The 19,473-nt window shown below is 42.3% G+C and carries 20 protein-coding genes; 4 read left to right on the forward strand and 16 right to left on the reverse strand.

What is annotated here, in order from left to right; genetic code table 11:
- Nucleotides 1-78: 78 nt before the first annotated feature.
- The 13 genes from flgL to CHJ_RS10720 form a co-directional block, all read right to left on the reverse strand.
- Nucleotides 79-1,272 carry a flagellar hook-associated protein FlgL gene (gene flgL / locus CHJ_RS10660; RefSeq protein WP_171754691.1) on the reverse strand — a complete coding sequence of 398 codons (1,194 nt, stop codon included), beginning with the start codon at nt 1,270-1,272 and terminating at the stop codon, nt 79-81.
- A gap of 10 nt (nt 1,273-1,282) precedes the next feature.
- Nucleotides 1,283-3,157 (reverse strand): flagellar hook-associated protein FlgK, encoded by a 1,875-nt coding sequence (gene flgK, locus CHJ_RS10665; RefSeq protein ID WP_171754690.1) that lies wholly within the window; start codon nt 3,155-3,157, stop codon nt 1,283-1,285.
- A 274-nt stretch (nt 3,158-3,431) separates the two neighbouring features.
- On the reverse strand, nt 3,432-4,361 hold the full coding sequence (gene flgJ / locus CHJ_RS10670; protein ID WP_317917655.1) for a flagellar assembly peptidoglycan hydrolase FlgJ: 930 nt from the start codon (nt 4,359-4,361) through the stop codon (nt 3,432-3,434).
- A gap of 10 nt (nt 4,362-4,371) precedes the next feature.
- A complete protein-coding gene (locus CHJ_RS10675; RefSeq protein WP_171754688.1) occupies nt 4,372-5,463 on the reverse strand; it encodes a flagellar basal body P-ring protein FlgI in 1,092 nt (363 codons plus the stop codon).
- 46 nt (nt 5,464-5,509) lie between these two features.
- Entirely contained in the window at nt 5,510-6,286 is a 777-nt protein-coding gene (gene flgH, locus CHJ_RS10680; protein ID WP_317917656.1) for a flagellar basal body L-ring protein FlgH, read from the reverse strand.
- Nucleotides 6,287-6,304: 18 nt separating this feature from the next.
- Complete coding sequence (gene flgG, locus CHJ_RS10685) at nt 6,305-7,093, reverse strand: flagellar basal-body rod protein FlgG (protein ID WP_171754686.1); 789 nt, start codon at nt 7,091-7,093, stop codon at nt 6,305-6,307.
- Between the two features lie 22 nt (nt 7,094-7,115).
- Nucleotides 7,116-7,865 (reverse strand): flagellar basal body rod protein FlgF, encoded by a 750-nt coding sequence (locus CHJ_RS10690; RefSeq protein WP_317917657.1) that lies wholly within the window; start codon nt 7,863-7,865, stop codon nt 7,116-7,118.
- Between the two features lie 205 nt (nt 7,866-8,070).
- Nucleotides 8,071-9,375 carry a flagellar hook protein FlgE gene (gene flgE / locus CHJ_RS10695; RefSeq protein ID WP_171754684.1) on the reverse strand — a complete coding sequence of 435 codons (1,305 nt, stop codon included), beginning with the start codon at nt 9,373-9,375 and terminating at the stop codon, nt 8,071-8,073.
- A gap of 27 nt (nt 9,376-9,402) precedes the next feature.
- Nucleotides 9,403-10,107 carry a flagellar hook assembly protein FlgD gene (locus tag CHJ_RS10700; RefSeq protein WP_171754683.1) on the reverse strand — a complete coding sequence of 235 codons (705 nt, stop codon included), beginning with the start codon at nt 10,105-10,107 and terminating at the stop codon, nt 9,403-9,405.
- A gap of 18 nt (nt 10,108-10,125) precedes the next feature.
- The gene (flgC, locus tag CHJ_RS10705) at nt 10,126-10,542 is read right to left on the reverse strand and encodes a flagellar basal body rod protein FlgC (protein ID WP_171754682.1); all 417 of its coding nucleotides are present in this window, start codon (nt 10,540-10,542) and stop codon (nt 10,126-10,128) included.
- Between the two features lie 4 nt (nt 10,543-10,546).
- On the reverse strand, nt 10,547-10,942 hold the full coding sequence (flgB, locus tag CHJ_RS10710) for a flagellar basal body rod protein FlgB (protein ID WP_171754681.1): 396 nt from the start codon (nt 10,940-10,942) through the stop codon (nt 10,547-10,549).
- Between the two features lie 408 nt (nt 10,943-11,350).
- The gene (locus CHJ_RS10715) at nt 11,351-12,178 is read right to left on the reverse strand and encodes a CheR family methyltransferase (RefSeq protein WP_171754680.1); all 828 of its coding nucleotides are present in this window, start codon (nt 12,176-12,178) and stop codon (nt 11,351-11,353) included.
- A gap of 12 nt (nt 12,179-12,190) precedes the next feature.
- Nucleotides 12,191-13,123, reverse strand: coding sequence for a chemotaxis protein CheV (locus tag CHJ_RS10720; protein ID WP_171754679.1), 933 nt, complete (start codon nt 13,121-13,123; stop codon nt 12,191-12,193).
- 104 nt (nt 13,124-13,227) lie between these two features.
- Between CHJ_RS10720 and flgA the strand changes: the two genes are divergently transcribed.
- The 3 genes from flgA (at nt 13,228) to CHJ_RS10735 (ending at nt 14,815) form a co-directional block, all read left to right on the forward strand.
- Entirely contained in the window at nt 13,228-13,947 is a 720-nt protein-coding gene (gene flgA, locus CHJ_RS10725) for a flagellar basal body P-ring formation chaperone FlgA (protein WP_317917658.1), read from the forward strand.
- Between the two features lie 109 nt (nt 13,948-14,056).
- Complete coding sequence (gene flgM, locus CHJ_RS10730; RefSeq protein ID WP_171754677.1) at nt 14,057-14,365, forward strand: flagellar biosynthesis anti-sigma factor FlgM; 309 nt, start codon at nt 14,057-14,059, stop codon at nt 14,363-14,365.
- A 24-nt stretch (nt 14,366-14,389) separates the two neighbouring features.
- Nucleotides 14,390-14,815: a flagella synthesis protein FlgN gene (locus CHJ_RS10735; protein WP_171754676.1), complete on the forward strand. Its 426-nt coding sequence runs from the start codon at nt 14,390-14,392 to the stop codon at nt 14,813-14,815.
- A 70-nt stretch (nt 14,816-14,885) separates the two neighbouring features.
- Here CHJ_RS10735 and CHJ_RS10740 read toward each other — a convergent pair whose 3' ends face one another.
- The gene (locus tag CHJ_RS10740) at nt 14,886-15,317 is read right to left on the reverse strand and encodes an LPP20 family lipoprotein (RefSeq protein WP_171754675.1); all 432 of its coding nucleotides are present in this window, start codon (nt 15,315-15,317) and stop codon (nt 14,886-14,888) included.
- Between the two features lie 8 nt (nt 15,318-15,325).
- Entirely contained in the window at nt 15,326-15,961 is a 636-nt protein-coding gene (locus tag CHJ_RS10745) for a FlgO family outer membrane protein (protein WP_171754674.1), read from the reverse strand.
- 182 nt (nt 15,962-16,143) lie between these two features.
- Between CHJ_RS10745 and CHJ_RS10750 the strand changes: the two genes are divergently transcribed.
- Complete coding sequence (locus CHJ_RS10750; protein WP_317917659.1) at nt 16,144-17,280, forward strand: flagellar assembly protein FlgT; 1,137 nt, start codon at nt 16,144-16,146, stop codon at nt 17,278-17,280.
- A 169-nt stretch (nt 17,281-17,449) separates the two neighbouring features.
- Here CHJ_RS10750 and CHJ_RS10755 read toward each other — a convergent pair whose 3' ends face one another.
- Complete coding sequence (locus tag CHJ_RS10755; RefSeq protein WP_317917660.1) at nt 17,450-19,423, reverse strand: methyl-accepting chemotaxis protein; 1,974 nt, start codon at nt 19,421-19,423, stop codon at nt 17,450-17,452.
- Nucleotides 19,424-19,473 lie beyond the last annotated feature (50 nt).

The raw sequence follows: 19,473 nt of genomic DNA on the forward strand, positions 1-19,473 counted from the left end.
TGCCGCTTTATCTTTTGCCACTTAATTTATCCACGTTCATTTAGCTCGTACGGCATTTGCACATACGGCATTTCAAAATTAGATGTAGTTAAATAGAGTGAGATCTTTTGTTTTTCCAAACGCTTTTTGTGACGCTTCTAATGCTATCGAGTTCTCATTAAAATCAATCACCGCTTGGGAGTAATCTAAATCCTCAAATGCACTTTGCGATTTTGCTAATGTCAGCTTAAAGTCCAAATGAAGATCTTTTTGAATATCTAAGGTGTTCATGCGAGCACCAACATCCGTCCTGGCTTTGCCTAAATGAACGAATGCAGCATCAAATTCTTTTGTTATTCGGTGTAGAGCCGCCGTCGCTGAAGAGTCTGAAACGGACGTTTCTGACAGATCAATGGCATCTTTAAAGCTTTCAAATATGCTAAAGGTTTTACGAGGCTCTAACGAAATAGTGTCTCCTGCGGTTATCTGCCCTTTTAGCTGAATAGAAAGGTCTTCAAACTTAATGCCTTTAGCTGGGTCAAATACATCCGCTTGGACAACACTGCCATCTTGTTCCAGTTGATAACCAAATTTTCCAGTCCCCATATCAACGAAGGTGATACGGTAACTTGAATTATCGGCATAATCTAAATTCGTCGCACGCTCTAGCAATAGCTCCGATGCTGTTTGCAATTGATAGCTTGGTTGGTAATCACCAAATGGGTTATCAACCTGCATATACATTTTGCTTCCAGGATCATTGGTTGGCATTTCAAGCTGATTGGATATCTTCATTTTGCGCTGATAGTCATCACCGGCGTAGCTAACATTCCCTTCGTTATCACGAAAGAACGGCTGATTCTTCGGTTTCGTTCCTGCAAAAATATAGTTACCAGATTCATCCTGACTATTTGCTAATGTCAGCAGGTTATTTGAAATTTCTTTTAACTCTCTGGTTTTCGCCATTCGATCTTCAGGAGAGTGTGAGCCGTTAATCATTTCCATAACGGTACGCTTAGCTTTATCAGCATAATCTTCTGAATTTGCCACCAGTACTTCATGGTGCTCTAAGCGATTGCGAACCAAAACAATGGCATCCATATATTGGCGAAGCTGCTCCGACTGCTGACCAATACTTTGTATATAGTGAGTGGCCAATGGATCATCACTCGCGTTGAGTAACTTCTTACCTGACGCAAGTTGTGCTTGATTATGGAAAACCTTGTTCTCTTGACGGCGAAGGTCATTCTGTACAGATTGGAAGTTATGAAAACTTGTGATTCTACCGACCATTTCTCACCTCCTACCTTAACGCCAAAATGGTGTCAAAAGTGTCATTTGCCGCTTGCATAATCCGTGATGAAGCCATGTATGACTGCTGAAACTTCATCATATTGGCGGCTTCTTCATCTAGGTTTACACCTGATATTTCTGCCACCCGCTTAAGAGCGGATTCGTTTTCTAGTCGAGCTACTTCAGCCAGCCTAGATGCGGTGGACATTTTTAAACCAACATTGGTATTGAGGTTATGGTAGATCTCTACAATGGTAGAATTATTGTCATCTAAGGTTCTTGCCGTCTGTAAATCTTGCATTTTCAACAAGTTACCGTTATCCCCTTCAGATGCAGTAAGGTTGGCAGCAAATTTATCATTCGCAATAGCCCCTTCCGATAAAGTAAAGGTTGTTCCTTGAACGGTAATTGGCCCAGAAGGTGGATAGCTTTGTGGTTGAAGCAGTACTTTGCCGCTCATATCTAAAACGGCAAATTGGTCACCTTTTGGTGAGACTACAACCTGAAATTCTTTTAATGCACCGGCAGTTAATACGCGAAAATCGGCTTCGCCTTGAGCAAATGTTGCCGAGCTTTGATAACTTTGAGCGGCAATTTTTGCCGGATCATTCATCATCACTTTAATCTGTTCAGCACCAAATCGTACTGGACGAACGATGATTCTTTCACCCGCTTTGGGGGCACTGCCGATCTCTATACGCATACCATCGATATAGAGAGCCGAGTTTTGTGGTTCAGCTTTTACCACATCTCCCGTTGGTTTAATTATTGTGTAGTCACTACCATCATAACGAAGGTGGTAATCACCATGTTGAATCTTACTGATGTCATCGATATAAACCGCCATATCAGCTTCAGAGTCAATTTGTTGCAATACACGGTCTCTTGCCACACGCTCTGAATTCACGTCGGTAAACAACAACTCACCCACATTACCTCGTAAATCAAGTCCTTGAGCCTGCAGTTCATTCACGCCATAGGATATCGATGTCGCAACGCGGCCTAGTTCATCTTGAACATAAGGTATTAACTCATCACGCATCTTGAACAGCGAGCCCAAGCGCCCATCAATACCTTCACTCTTAATGACTTTAACGCCTTTACCTTCCACAAGTGCCATTCGACGTTGGTTAGGATCTGGCGAACCATTGACCATAGTAAGACGACTCGCCTCTGTGCCGGACACCAACGTATGTCCACTACCAATATGAACGTTATACCCTTCATTATTGGAACGTGTGGTTACCGTTACCTTAGTATATTCCGATAGCTCTTTGACCAGTTTTTCAAACGTATCCATCAGGTCGTTGTGCGGCCCTGGAGTGCGCATCATCAACTTGTTGATATCGCGAATCTCAGTACCAATTTGATTCACTCGCTCTACAGCCAAATCCAATTTTTTATTGGTGTTTGACGACTCTTGGCGTACGACTTCATAAAAGGTATTCAGGTTCTGGCTAATCAGCCCTGCTTTCTCCATGACGACTTTTCGTGCTCCTAAGTCGTTAGGAGAGTCCGCTAACGTTTTTACTGAGTTGAACCACTCATTAATGTTTTCAGGTATTTTTTTAGACGCCAGAGATGACAACATATTAGTCAGCATATCTAAATGCTCTTCGTCATCTTTGCGAGTAGCGTTGTTGGTGGTGGCGACATTTAACTCATTAACGGCAAATTGATCCCATGAGCGGCGAACATTTTCCACATGTACGCCCATACCGTATGTTTCACCACCATATTGCCTAGGCATATTGGTGCCTTGAATAACCGATTGACGGCTAAAGCCTTCGGTATTCACATTCGATATATTATGACCTGTGGTGTTGAGTTGTCTCTGAGCGGTTAATACGCTCTGAGTACCAACATTCAACAAATCCGATGCCATAAAGCCCCCAATAAAACCAATTCAATACGATAAATACGTTATCTCTTTACAGTAGATAGCAATTTATGTGCCATTTTGTACGGTTGAGTTGGAACAGAAGGAATATTGGTGGAAAAAGGCAGAGTTGTTGCGATGAAAAAACTTGGATTCAGAAATCGTGTAGCTAAAAAATTTACTAAAAAGTGAAATAAAATAATAACTTAGTGACTATAAGTCACGAAATGAGTCTACAAAAGGAGATGATGATAAAAAAGGGCAACCGCCCTTTTCCATCTTACATTTGATCAATACGCTGTTTTACTTTCAACACTTTATCAGCGTAGTTAGGATCCGTCGCGTATCCTGCTTTATGAATGCCACGAATAAACGATTCAGAATCACCATTGTGTTTTAATGCCGTCTCATATCGTGGATTTTGGTTTAAAAAGCGCACAAAGTCATCAAAACTTTCTTCATAATTATTGTAAGAACGGAAAGCTGCTTTCTCTTTAACCGGCACGTTGTCATGAAACTCTAACGTTTGTGTGGCGACTTTATCGCCTTTCCAACTGCGGTCGGCCTTAATATTAAATAGGTTATTGCTGTTGCCTAGCGAGTTCTTCACCATTTTTTGCCCCCAGCCAGTCTCAAGAGCGGCTTGAGCAATAAGTAGCGATGGGTCTACACCAAGCGCCTTCGCTGCACGTTCAGCATAAGGCGTCATTGAGCTGACAAAATGTTGAGGTGTTTCAAACGAAGACGGTTGTGATGCTGCCGAAGAGGGGGCTTTCATTTGCTCAATCGCTTGTTCTGCTGCTTGATTGGCTTGAACATTGTTCACTGGCATATCTGCTGTTGCATTCAGTGCCGCATTACGCATCACCACTTCCGCATCATCTTGCGGCAATCCTGCGCCCAACTGAGCAACAATCATATCCGCCAAACCTAATGAACCAGATGCGCTTATCTCACTGGCCATCTGGTCATCCATCATTTGTCGATAAAAGTCCTGACTTTGGCTTTTCAACATATCCGATTCAAATGCGGAGTTAGCATCACGCATTGACTTAAACAACATGTTGGTAAAGATAGCTTCAAACTGCTTTGCCGCGGCATGTAGCGCGGCTTTCTGTTCTCCGCTGTCACTATTTACCGCATTTTTCCTTAAAGAATCTAAGCTCGCTATATCATGGATAAAGCCAACATCATTTGCATCGTTTATCATGAAATCACCCTTAGATAATAATCAGTTGGCCTTCAATTGCACCCGCTTGTTTTAGCGCTTGCAAAATAGCCATTAAATCAGACGGTGCAGCCCCAACTTCATTGACTGCTCGAACAAGGTCATCCAGAGTTAAACCGGGTTCAAATTTGAACATTTTTCCTTGTTCTTCGTTCACTTCGATGGTGGAATTGGGTACAACCACCGTCTGTCCTCCAGAAAGCGCATTAGGCTGACTCACCTGAAGGTTTTCTTTGATTGCGACGGTCATACCACCGTGAGTGACAGCGGCAGGTTTTAGCTTCACATGTTGACCAACAACGATGGTACCGGTACGAGAATTAACAATGATCTTTGCAGAGCCTTCCGCTGGATTAAACTCAACATTCTCAATTGCTGACATAAATGCCACTCGCTGACTGACATCTCTAGGGGCTCGAATTTTCACCGATGTCGAGTCCACCGCTGTCGCCATCTGTGGCCCTAAAAACTTATTAACGGCATCCGCCAATCTTTGCGCTGTCGTAAAGTCAGACTCCAGTAAATTGAACGTTATATAGTCACCACGGCTAAAAGGCGTTGGAATTTCACGTTCAACAGTTGCGCCACTCGAGATAAGTCCAACCGTTGGGTTATTACCCACCACTTTGGAACCATCAGCACCGGTGGCACTAAAGCCACTCACCACTAAATTTCCTTGAGCAATCGCATACACTTCGCCATCAAGACCTTTTAAGAAGGTTTGCACCAGCGTACCGCCGCGAAGACTTTTCGCCGAACCGATAGAGGAGACGGTCACATCGACTTGTTGTCCTTGCTTAGAAAAAGCAGGCAACTCAGCCGTCACAACAACAGCGGCAACGTTTTTGGTTTTTGGCTTGGTGCCGGGAGGCAATTGAATTCCGAAATTTTGCAACATGGCGTTAAAGCTCTGATCGGTAAAAGGGGTCGACTCCCCTGTTCCCGGCAAACCAGTTACTAACCCATAACCTATTAGCTGGTTACTACGAACGCCTGCAACTTCCGCTACGTCTTTGATTCTCGCAGCATAAGCCGATGTCGTTAACATCATCAGGCTGACTATTGTTAGTACCAATTTCTTCATTGCTAAAACCTTACCTATTGTCAAAACATCGACATTTAATTATCTATCACAAAGAGACATTAAAGAATCGTGCCAAGAATCCTGGTTCTTGCATATCTTGTTGGTTTCCAGTGCCTGAATATTGGATACGAGCATTGGAAATTCGCGTGGAAGCGATTGTATTTTCATAACTAATATCATCCGGGCGAATGGTGCCACTTAGACGAATATATTCGTCACCAGTGTTAAGAGTAAGCCATTTTTCACCGCGAATGACTAAATTACCATTGGCTAAAACGTCAATAACTTCCACGGTAATAGAGCCACTGATGCTATTGCTCTGATTTGCCGTGCTGTTGCCTTTAAATTTATTGTCATTTTTCAGTTCATAGGAAAAATCATAATCATTGATGGTCAAAGGCTTGCCACCCACGGCCAGTGGATCCATTGAAGCATCATTCGACTTGGATAGATCAGCATCGGCACTTTTTGCCGCTTTTGTCTGTTCATCCATCATGACCGTCACAATATCGCCAATACCGTGAGGCTTGGAGTCATCGTAAAGGTTACTTGCATAACTATCATTAAATAGCGAACCCGTTGCCGCAGCGTAATGCTGAGGTTTATTCTTAGGTTGGATTGGAGCCCATGCAGGATCACCTTTCAGCGGATCATTTCTGCCGCGCAATGTATCAATAATACCGGAGCTCTCTTCATCCGCTTTGTCACCTTCAACAGCATCCACTAGAGTCGTACTCTGCTCAACATCGGTTCCTGTATCGTCTGGAGACAACGAGCATCCTGACATGGCGACGACAATCAGTAAGGCTAGATAACGTTTCATATCAATTTACTCTATTTATTAAAGTTGTTGGTTAACAAAGCTTTGCATTTTGTCTACCGCAGAGATGACTTTGGAGTTCATCTCATACACGCGTTGTGCTTCAATCAAATTAACCAGTTCTTCCGTCACATTAACATTTGAGCTCTCAAGCATAGATTGACGAATAGCACCTAATCCTTCCAAGCCGGGGGTCCCTTCTTGAGCTTCACCACTTGCGCCTGTTGGCAGGTACAAGTTTTGTCCAATGGGCTCTAAGCCACCTGGGTTAACAAAATCTACCGTCGTGATCTGTCCCAGCACTTGGTTGTCCTGTTGACCTCTTAAACGGACAGAGACTTCACCATCGGTGCCGATGGTAACGGAAATCGCATCCTCAGGAACGGTAATTTCTGGCTCTAACGCGTAACCAGAACCAGAGGTAACAATCACCCCTTCATCATTTAAAGTGAACTGACCATTACGGCTATAACCAATATTGCCGTCTGGCATCAAAATTTGGAAAAAGCCATCACCCTCTATCATCATGTCCATACTATTAGAGGTGGTTTGTGCATTACCGTTGGTATGAATTTTTTGTGTTGCAACAACCTTTGAACCCGCACCTAACATCAATCCACTCGGTAGCTCGGTATTTTGCGAAGACTGGCCACCAGCCTGATTGATATTTTGATAGAAAAGATCTTCAAATACAGCTCTGCTTTTTTTATAACCTACAGTTGAGGCGTTCGCTAGGTTGTTGGAAATGGTAGCGATGTTCGTTTGTTGAGCATCTAACCCTGTTTTACTTACCCATAATGCTGGATGCATAATTTCTACCCTCGTTAAACTGTTAGCTCATTCTCAGCAATGAATCGGACGCTTTGTCCATATCTTCTGCATTGCTCATCAGTTTGACTTGCATTTCAAACTGTCGCTGTAAATCGATTAGACTTGTCATTTCACCAACGGCATTGACGTTGCTGCCTTCTATAGCGCCAGTCATTATCTTCACGTCAGCATCCGCGGTATAAACACCATTTGGATCCTTACTGCGAAATAGTCCATTAGTATCTTTATATAAATCTCTGTTATTGGTCTGTGTTAACTTAATTCTGTCTACCACTTCCATCGCTTCTGCAGGCGCACCTTGCGGCAATACGGAAATTGTGCCATCTCGGCCAATCTCTACTTTTGCTAATGGGATGGGTAAGGTAATTGGTGCGCCAGTTTCACCTAACACGACGTGACCAGAACCATTCGAAAGCAAGCCAGTTTCGTCAATGTGTAAGTTACCATTGCGCGTTAAACCTTCCTGTCCCGCTTTATCCATCACAGAGATCCAGCCATCACCTTCGACGGTAATGTCTAAGTCTCTTCCTGTGGTGACAACACTACCTTGAGAAAAACTATGCCCCGGACGTTCTGTCATAGCGAATACGCGAGACGGCAAGCCTTCGCCATAAGCCTGCATAGAACGAGCTTGAGCGAGATCGGCACGAAAACCTGTAGTGCTCACGTTAGCAAGGTTATTGGCTCTTAATTGCATCTCTTGCATATTTTGCTTAGCGCCACTCATGGCTAAGAACAGTGCGCGATCCATAGTAAAACTCCAAAGTACTTATATCTAAGGCTAATAAAGCAATAGACATGCCAACTTTTAAAGTTCTTTTATAACAAAGGATTGAGGGGGAATATAGAAAAAGGAAAGCATTGCCGCTAGGTTATGGATTACGGCTTTGCCGCATCGGGCGGCAACAATAGTAAGCCACAAATAATATTGTGGCTTAACTATTCAGATGATTGTATTAACGAATTTGCAAAATGGTTTGAGCATTTTGGTTATGTACTTCAAGTGAACGTGAGTTCGCTTGGAAGTTACGTTGAGCAGAAATGAGGTCAACCAACTCTTGGGTCATATCAATGTTTGACTGTTCCAACGTACCATTATTAATGGTACCAAAAGAGCCTTTATTTGATTCACCCCAGATTTTATCTCCTGAGAACTGAGTTGAATCCCATTGGGTGCCACCTTTCTTATCCAAACCTTGCTCATTGGCAACACGAACCAAACCTACACGACCTAACGTGACATTTTCACCATTTGAATAGGTACCAAGGATGCTACCATTTTCATCGAAATCTATTTTGGTCAAAAAGCCGGTTGTTGCGCCATCTTCATCAAATTTGGTTAGTTCAAACGGTGCAGCAAACTGAGTTGCACCATCTAACTTAACGCTAATAACTTGAGTGGGATCCGCGCCATTTAAGTCAATAGGGTTGGCACCAGCACCAAGCTGTTCAGTCACAATCGGCTGACCGTTGTTCAAGCTGGCTAAGGTTCCGTCACTGTTGAACTTCATTGTATGACCAATATGACCCGTCGCATTAGTAGCATCACCACCAGTAATGTTGAGCGGTTTCTCACCCGCTTCATCACTCACTGTATAGTAAGTTTGCCATGTATTTGGCTGAGTCATATCTTTTAGATAATAGGTTGTCATTTTATATGACTGACCCATTGAGTCATAAATGGTAGACGAAGTTGAGCGGTTAAACGTTTCGTCATCGGTAAAATCAAAAAGAGCGGGGTCTTTTAAATCACCATTTGCCGGCACGTTCACACCCACTTCTACATTGGCTGTCTGTTTAGGTTTACCAAACTCGGCAGGAACATTTAGGGGAGACGGCTCATAAGAGAGAACATCACCGGTATCTGGGTTCACCTGATAACCTAATAGGAACTCATCGTTAGAGGTCACCATATAGTTATCTTTGTTTAAGTGAAATGCACCATTCCGCGTTAGCTCATTTTGAGACGGTGTCATACGGTCTTTAGATACAGCAAAGAAGCCCGTACCACCGATACGTAAGTCCATCGGGTTATTTGTGTATATGCTCGACCCTTCATGGAATTGTTGAGCCACTTTGTTTGGCTGAACACCACCACCTGGGGTTGTTTTTGCGTTAGTAAATAGTGAACTAGAATACACATCACCAAATTCAGCACGAGACTCTTTAAATCCGTACGTATTTGCATTGGCAATATTATTACTGGTTGTGTTTAAATCTAACTGAGCAGCGGATAAACCGCTTAAAGCTACATATGACATTTTAAATTCTCCTATCTAGCCAGCGTATTACGCTTTGCCAACTTCTAGTACTTCAGCAAGTCGAACTGGCGAATTAAATCCAGCCAGATTGAGCAGTACGTTACCATCACCTTTGCCAAGAAGGACACTATTCACATTAGCGTAAGTCGAAACTTCAAACTCTGTGCTTTGTCCATCCAACAGACCTGCAGCTTTTACATTGTACTTGCCGGCAGGCAATGGATTACCGTTTTCATCTTTACCATCCCATTCAACCTTGTTGTCACCAGCGGACTTAGCACCAACATCAAGTGTTCTTACTAACTGCCCTAACTCGTTTTCAACACGGACGAATAAGTTATCTACCGATTGAGGCAACTTAACCATAGCCGCCATTCCCGCATTCTCAGGCTTAATGCCCGCAGCACCAGGAACCAATACATCACGACCAACAAGAGACGACGCCTGTAAAGCCTGATTAGAGGTCATAGATGAGTTTAAGCTTTCAAACTGTCCATTCATCTCAGTGATACCATCAACGGTCGCAAATGAAGCCATTTGCGCAATCATCTGGTCATTACCAACCGGCTTAAAAGGGTCTTGTTGAGCAAGTTGCTTGGTGAGCAATGATAAGAAGTCCTCTTGTTTGAGTTCTTGCTTACCTGTTGTCTCAGCAGGCTTATTCTGCTCCTGAAGACTTTTAAGCTGGTCAAGGTAGGACAAACCGTTCTGACCAACATTGTTGACTGCCATTACGTTATCTCCTTATCCCTATTGACCCATCTGCAGCGTACGCAGCAGCATTTGTTTACTAGCATCGGCAACTTGAACATTCGTTTGATATGAACGAGAGGCCGATATCATGTTCGCCATTTCTTCCATCACATTGACATTGGGCTTATAAATAAAACCATCATCGTTAGCGAGTGGGTGGTCTGGGTTGTATTCAGCTTGCAACGGCTTATCACTCTCAACAATACCTAATACTTTTACTGGTACGTTATCGTCTCGATTATAACGAGCCTTACTTAACTCAGCGCCAAAAACTGCATGTCGTGCTTTATAGGTTTCTTTCGCAGAACCACTAACACTGTCCGCATTAGCAAGGTTACTTGAGGTGGTATTTAAACGAACAGACTCAGCACTCATGGCAGAACCTGTCACATTAAACACATTAAATAAACTCATCTAATTACTCCCCTCTAATTGCCTTGCTTAAGTTTTTGAATTTACTTCCTAAGAAGTCGAGTGATGCTTGATGCCTAATTTGGTTTTGCATAAATAAATTACGCTCCAAATCAAGGTCAACGGTGTTGCCATCACCCGTATCAGGCTGAGTTGGCATGCGATACTTAACATCCCCAGTCACATTGGTAGTGGCAGCAATATGCCGTTCATTTGTTCGGCTTAGACCAAAGTTTGCCTCTGACGTTGCCGTCGCTAGCGCTCTTTGGAAGTCCATACCTTTTGACTTAAACCCAGGTGTATTCGCTTGCGCAATGTTAGTAGAGATAACTTCTGCATTGCGTTCACGCACACCAACTGAGTGTTGATGTATACCTAAAGCGTTGTTAAAAGAAATGGCCATATTATGCCTCTACCATCAAAAAATGACTTACTAAGTAAATAAAAGCAATCTTCATGCCAAAAGTTTAAAAATTGCTTTTTTATGCTATTTCGATTCAATTATCGTTCGTTTTCACAATGACTCATTGAGATTGCACAAATCGGGCCAAGAGCCAATAAATTTAAAATGTCACAGTAAGAATAGTGATAAAAAGGGATTACAGCGAGTTATATACTCATGTGACCTCAAGATGCAAGATTCAGAGCAACATCAACAAATTCAGCTCAAGAAAGATAATTGAAGGAATGGCATTCCCTTTCAAGATTAGTATAGTGAGAAACAACAAGAAAAGAAAAACGGCCCCATTATAGTAAAGGAGCCGTTTAATATATGATTAAGACCTATTAAGCCCAAAGTCCAACTAAGCCATTATTTAAGTTTATAAATAATACCTGGATTACAACGTACCATATCAAATCGATCCGTTAATCCTGTCAATGACTCCGATGCACCCAATAACAAATAGCCACCGGGATTTAGTGAGTTAGCAATAGAGTTAAGCACTTGCGATTTCATGTCCGGTGAAAAGTAGATCAGCACATTACGACAAAAAACAATATCGAACTTACCAAGCAGAGCATAACTTTCCATCAAGTTCTGAGGTCTAAAATTAACCAAACGTTTCACGTTATCTTTAATCTTCATGCGACCATCATCAGCGTCTTCAAAAAAAGTCCGTCGCCTCTCTGGCGATAAACCTCTGCCTAATGCTAGATTGTCATAAACTCCGGCACGGCACATATCCAACATACTTGCTGAGATATCCGTTGCCGTAATCGAAACACTTGGCAACATACCAGGTCGTTTTGATTGCGTCTCAAGGACCGTCATCGCCATTGAGTATGGTTCTTGTCCCGAAGAACTTGCCGCAGACCAGATCTTAATTGGTCGCTTTTTCTCAGCGACTTCAGGTAGCAACTTATCGGACAAAACGCTAAATGGGTAACTATCCCTAAACCATAATGTTTCATTGGTGGTCATCGCATCAACCGCGGCAATTCTTAGTTCACGATTACGACCAGTTACAACATTACGGAGTAAATCAGACAAGGATGCAAGGTTAAACTTGGTTACAAGCGGACTTAATCTACTGCGCACCAAATACTGCTTGCTATCACCCAAGACGATGCCACATTGTGATTCCAAAAACCGGCTAAAGTCTCGGTATTCTTGATCGCTTATCGAAATTGCTGTCATTTACTTCTCTTTTTATTTGCTGACTGCTGCTTTTACCGCTGCGCCTAACTCATCAGGATTAAACTTGGCAATAAATTCATTAGCACCTACACGCTCAACCATTGCTTGGTTAAATACACCACTTAAAGACGTATGTAAAATAATATGTAGATCTTTAAATTCTGGATGACGGCGAAGCTCTGCCGTTAAAGTATAGCCATCCATTTCCGGCATCTCTATATCTGAGATAACCAAAGAGATCTGTTCGTAGATACTGCCTTCAGATGCCATTTCAATTAATTTATCATAGGCTTCTTTGCCGTCTTTTACCAAAATAGCTTCAAAACCGATGGATTCTACTGCGCGCTGAACCTGTTTTCTTGCCACAGTTGAGTCATCTGCAATAAGAATACGACGCACAATCTCTTTATCCGCTTCTTTTTCTACTTGTGCAATCTCTTCTGCTAAGTTGGCATCCATCGCTTCTTCAACCGGCGAGATTTCCGCTAAGATTTTCTCAACATCAATGATCTCTACCAGCTCGTTATCAATATTTGTTACAGCAGTTAGGTAGTTGCCCTTTCCTGCACCTTCCGGTGGCGGAAGAATGGCTTCCCAATGCATATTGATGATGCGCTCTACCGAAGTAACTAAAAACCCTTGTACCGTACGGTTAAACTCAGAAATGATAACGAAACAGTCATGTGGGTCTTGAGTTGGTCGTCCACCAATCGCTAAACTTAAATCAATAACCGATATGGTATGCCCTCGAATATGAGCCACCCCAATAACATTAGGGTTGAGATTGGGCATAGATGTTAACTTAGGGCACTGAAGTACTTCTTTTACTTTAAATACGTTAATTCCGTAACGCTGACGTCCCATTAAACGAAACATCAACAGTTCTAGTCTATTCTGACCTACTAACTGCGTTCGTTGATTCACAGAATCCATGATACCGGTCATAAACTCAACTCCATCTCAAACTTCTGATTAAAAAATGTTAAACTGTATACGCTACTATAAAGAAAGCACACAAATTAGCCCTCGTACAGTTAGGTGTATCCATAATGTATTCTATCTCTAAGTGTAAAGCTTTATACAAATTTCTTGATAAATCTATCGGCTTTTTCGCATTTTTCTTTAGTTTATCGTGTTTTGCTGCAACACCTGAACAAATTTTAGCCATTCAAGCCGCGGCTGAACATCATGCTACTAGCATTATAGACGTTCCTGAAAATGGTGAATTGGTAGTACGCGCTGCAAAGCTCGATTCTCGTATTAAAGCATCAGATTGTGATCAACCTTTAGCTGCATCCTCATCAACAAAAAGTAGCACAACTAGCCGGATTACCGTACTTGTAGAGTGCAAAAATGGAGGTTGGCGAGTTTATGTACCAGTAAAAACGTCGTTATCATTGCCTTTAGTTACTGCCAATCGCTCCCTTGCAAGAGGCGAACTTATCTCTTCATCTGACTTATCTCTAACAATGATAGAATTAAATGCCTATCGTAGACAAGGGTTTACTGATATACAACAAGCGATAGGTGCAAAGCTAAAGAAAAATATTCGCCAAGGAGAAGTACTCGAGCGCAATGATATTTGTGTAGTATGCCGCAACGAAAAGGTCATCATTAAAGCCGTGAAAGGCGAAATGATCATTACAACCAAAGGAACGGCACTCAGTGATGGTTCAACTGGTGAACAAATCCGAGTGAAAAATGACAAATCTAAACGTATAATAGAGGGAGTTGTGACGGGAATAGCTGAAATTACAGTATATTTTTGATTTTTTTTCCCGCAAACTAGATATATCGATAAAAAAGTCTAAAGCTTAGGCAATTTTGGTCGATACTCTGTATACAGAATTCACACATTTAAGCGAAAAGGCTTTTTATATGGCAGGCATTGACAATATTCGCACCGGACAAACTATGAACACCAGTCGTAGTCCGTCTCGTCCAGAATCCGGAGCGTCACGCTCAGGTTCTGTAGCTGAATCTAAAAGTAATTCAGATTCAGTGTCACTAAGCCAGCAAGGTAAAGCTATGGGTAAGCTTCAGCAGAATATGGCCGCACAGCCTAGTTTTGACAGTGCAAAAGTCGCAGCGATTAAAGAGGCCATTGCTAATGGTTCTTACCAAGTTGATCCGGACAAGCTGGCAGATAATATGATGAAGTTTGAAAAAGAGTTAGGTGGGCTGTAATCAGCTCTACAGTATAACGTTACCATGGCAAAACTGGCTGATTTACTCGACTACCAATTGCAGAACGCTCAAGCACTTTCCTCTTTACTTGAAAGTGAGAAAGTAGCTATTACCTCGCGTGTTTCTAATGATATAGAGACATTAGCTAAAGAGAAACTGGTTCTTATTTCTCAGCTTCAGCAGACCGATCAGCGTATTGCTAGCCATGATGATGTTGCGTTGATCACGGAAGATGACAGCTATAAAGATAAAGTAAACCAAATCCGTTCTATTGTTCATGATTGCAAACAGAGCAATGAAGTAAACGGAGAAGCGCTGCAAAGAGCTCAACTAAGCTACAACAAGCTAAGTAATCTAATGCAACAGAGTCGCGGCAAAATAGGCATGACTTATACCTCCGGGGGACGCACCAGCACGGTATCCACCTTGGGAACTGATATAAAAGCATAGCGTTGGTAAATTATTCATATAAAAAAACGGCAATGATTGCCGTTTTTTTATATCTGGAGAATGTAACTGATTAGAATAGTGTCTGTTGTCTCTTTGATGGCACTTGCTGCACTTCACCGTAATCTCGTAATCGATTCATTTTATCGATATCCAGTTCCAGTTCAGTCACATAGCTATCACCAACAGGATAACTTCTCACAACTTCCGCACCTCGAATAACACCGTCCACTGATGCTGATGTTGTCTCTACACCTAGACGTTGATCTTGTAAGTTTGCCCGTCCACTGACTCGCATACCATAAATCTGCTCGGCAAGTTCGCGATAAGCGTCCATTTTCGACGCTCGCATCGCTCTGACGCGTTTCTCTTCGTCTGTGCGGCCCTTTTGTTCACTGACACTGGCGTAACCCACTGCCGTCAATATGCTGGCGGAATCCATGTTCTGTAATGGCTGACATCCCGCAGCAACAAATATAAAAGCAATAACTAGTAACTTTTTCATAGCCACTCCTACGGACGTAAAATAATAGTATTCTTGGAACTACGAGTTGGATCTGAACGAATAATCAAACCATCTTCTGTACGGATTGTATTCAGCGTATCCAAGTCTCGCCCAATTCTGTCGGCTGGTAAGAAACCTTGTGCTGTTGCCACGACAACTCGGCTACGCATCGCTACCACGCGGGCATTTACGATTACACCGCCTTCTTGTCTCAGCATTGTGCCAGTAAGGACATACGTCACCTGCTGCTCTTGAGCTAAATCTTGCCAGTCTCTGCTTAACGCGAAATCACCTTGTTGTGTCACACGAATAGAGCCCGTAGTTTTAAAATCAACCACTTTAAAACCGCGTTGTTGCAGCTGAAAAATAAATGCCTCAGATACCGAATTACCTAGCCAACTCGTGGTATCCATATTCTGCAAGTCCACAAAGGAGGTTACCGCTATCGGCGTTCTTGCTGAAATACTGGTATTCGTCTCAACCAGGTCTTCAGTTAAACTCTCAACAAAGTAATCCATTGTATGACGAGGATTTTCCATCAGCATAAACCGACTACCGGAATAGGGTTCCTTGCCGTTATAAATGGGCGAATATGAGCAGGATGCTATCAGCATCGTCACTGCTACAATAAACCATTTTTTCATTTTCTTGATCTCCAGATATACTTGATGCCACATACAAGAGAATTGATTTCATAACTTAGTTATCTCTCTTTAACAGTTATGGAACAATCTTTGCTTTCTCTAACTTAGCAATTATCAGAAAGTGACATCTAAATCAGTTACCAAGATTACAAGCAAAAACCATACCCAATTGGGAAAATTAAATGAAAAAACAGATAATCAGCGCAAGCATGGCATTATTTACGACCATTTTCAGCACGTTAGCTCATTCGGAATGGTATGAAGCAAGCGGAACGGCCGACTATGTCTCATCGAAGGAAACGGCAAGGATCAATGCTCTAGAAGATGCTCTTTACCAAGGGATGAGGTTTTCCGGAGCCGATATTGGCTCGCTAAGCGCTTTGCGACCATTTCTTGAAGAGAGCAGCAGTGAATATCAGTTCACTAACCATGAAGTTCGCTATATTCGAGTAGTAGAATCCAATGCGGACGATGGAAAAATGACGCTTCGTGTCCAGATGGATATTTATCCTTCGGCAACAGGTTGCCATGTTAACCAATATAAAAAGACATTTTTAGTTAGTAATATCGATTTGGCCTCTCCTCAGCAAGCCGTCATGGGACAGATATATAATATTGGTGATGATTTTAGCCATATTGTAAATAGACGACTAAAACAAGAGTCCGTTAGCTTTGTCTCTGTGGGGACAACCGATTATGAGATCGATAAAAGTAATCCTTCGGTGCTTAAGATGATCGCACAAGATACAAACGCTCAATACATTATCGGAGGGGCAATTACTGACCTTAGTGCAACAGTAAAGCAAAACCTGCTTAAAGATGACACTATTAATCGTCAGTTTGCTTTAGAGATGCAGATTTATGATGGTAAAACAGGCCAAGAGGTGTACAACAAATCTTATCGAGAAGTAGCGACGTGGCCATTCCCTAAATCTAGCCAAGTGGATACACGAAGCGCTCGTTTTTGGGCCTCAACATATGGTCAAATGATGCTGCGTGTAAGCCGCAATATCATGTTGGATTTAGAAGCTGAGCTGTCATGTAAAATTACCCTTCCTCAAGTCGTTGCCCTTCGCGACAATATCGTCACTATGGACTCAGGTAGAGTTCATGGCGTTGAAGTGGGTGATAAGCTACAGCTTTGGCATACAGGATCATTTATTGACCAAGCAGGTATTCCAAGAAACCGTGTGTCTCAAAGTGAAATCACCTTAACGGTAACAAGAACCTATGATCAAGAGTCTGAACTGGTAATCGACCAGCCGCAATTGGCTCAAAGCATTCAATTAGGTGATGTAATGCACAAAGAGATCCAATAACTTCCCGTAAGCAATAAATGCCGCTATACAGAAAAGGTCTATCAATCAAACGGTTGATAGACCTTTTAAATACTTAAGCTATTGCACTGCTCATATTAGTCTGGATATGTCAGTTTCCAAAGCACGATGCAAAGTGAGCCACTACTTACTAACCCCTTCTGAGGATAGTTTAAGCAAGTTTAAATTTCCCTGCTAGATCTTGCAGTTTATCAGCTAAGCCCGTCTGTTCTTGAGCTGCTAGTGCAATCTGTTCACCACTCTCCGCCGTTACTTGCACGCTATTACTAATATCCTGAGCACTAACCGAGATTTCACTACTTACAACCACTTGCTCTTCAGCCGCGGTGGAAATTTGAACCGCCATTTCGCGAATATGATCAATGGATTCAACCACCGTTTCCAATGTTGACTTAACATCGGCAGATTTTTCAACACTTGATGTCGCTAACTGCTTAGCGCCTTGAACTTGTTCAAAGGCACTATCACTGTACTGTTGCAGTTTTTTCACCATACCTTCGATCTCTAATGTCGATTCCTGTGTGCGCTGAGCTAACGATCTAACTTCATCAGCCACGACGGCAAAACCGCGCCCTTGCTCCCCTGCTCTTGCCGCTTCAATAGCCGCATTAAGCGCCAACAAGTTGGTCTGTTCCGCGATACCTTGGATAACATCAACAACGCTAGAGATACTTCCGCTACTTTCATGCAGCTCTGAAATGGTTTCAGAGACAGAATCTATTCGAACCGAAACATCATTAATAGACTGAGTAGATTCATCAACAATCTTACTACTCTCAGTAATAAGCTCATTAGCAGAGTTGGCCTCGTCAGAGGTCAATTTAATGTTGGCGGCGACTTCTCGTATGGATGTGCTCATCTGCTCCATCGAATCAACAACATTAAGCACCTGAACTTGCTCTTTCTTCAACAGGTTAGCGTTTTCTTTCACCGTAACCGTCGACTCCTCCGAGGCTGTCGCCAACTGTTCACTTGAATCGGCAATAATGTGCACGGTTTCGGTAATCGAATCTAACATTCTATTTAAGTTATTCGCTATCATGCCCAACTCATCATGACTAACCGCACTACAACGTGTTGCTAAGTCTTTATCAGCGGCCTTTTTCATTGTCTCTTTAAGCGCATTTATTTGCTGAGTAAAGCTTCTCAATAACATGAAACTGAAATAACAAGAACTGAGAAGAATGACACTTGAAACTATCAAATATAACCAGAAACTGTTTTGACTAGAGGTAACGGTATCACTAGAAAGCGATAGTATCTCCTCCGTCAACATCTCTTCTTCCTGCTTAAGTAAATTGATCCGTTTAGTTGATTGAGCAAACCACTCTTCAGCATTCTGATTCATGTCATCCGCAAACGCTTTACTACGATAACTTTCAACCTGTTTCACTGCCTCATTGCTTAAGGTTTTTTTGTAAGAGATAGCCTGTTCTGCTGATGCATAAATAAGAAACGAAGAGAAATAAGTGTTTTGCTCACTCACTAAAGTAACAAACTTGCGAAACATGCCCGGGCCAAACTTACCCTGACCAAATGAATTACTTAGAACCGCTCTTTCAATGCCTGCACGCTCTTTACCTTGGAGAAATTCATAATAGGCAGCCAGCGCACGACTGATTTCTGCTACCTCAGATATAGAAACGGCGAGTCCGGGAATAGAAAGCAGTTTACCGTTCAAGGTCGTATAGTATTTTAATGCTTCACCTATAGGCGTATTTAAAGCGGTAATACCACTTCGCATTGATTCAATCTGGTTAATCATAGTATTTGCAGCTTGTACCACTTGCCACAATTCACCGTAACTTTTTAAACCACTGCTATGTTGCTCAAGATAGTTTTTAAGATCCGCTAAACGTTTATCTGTCTCTTTGCGCTGCAATGGCAGTTTGCTTGAGAAACTCTTCCCTTTTGAGCCAAGGTAGCCTGCCGACATTCCTCTCTCTTTCTGCAATTCATGAACCAGACGGCTATTAAATGCTGATAATTCGACAAAGGAGTATATGGTGCTGGCTGACGTTTTAGCGTGGTTATTGGTATATACTTGCATGCTGGCGAAGTAGCACAATGTGGCTAGAATCGGCAAGACAACCAACATCAATTTTATTCTGACGTTTAACTGCATATGAAGTCCTATAGAAAATAGTTAAAACTTATCGGCACATGTTATTATAT

The organism is Vibrio sp. MACH09 (assembly GCF_033238805.1).
Lineage (GTDB): Bacteria > Pseudomonadota > Gammaproteobacteria > Enterobacterales > Vibrionaceae > Vibrio.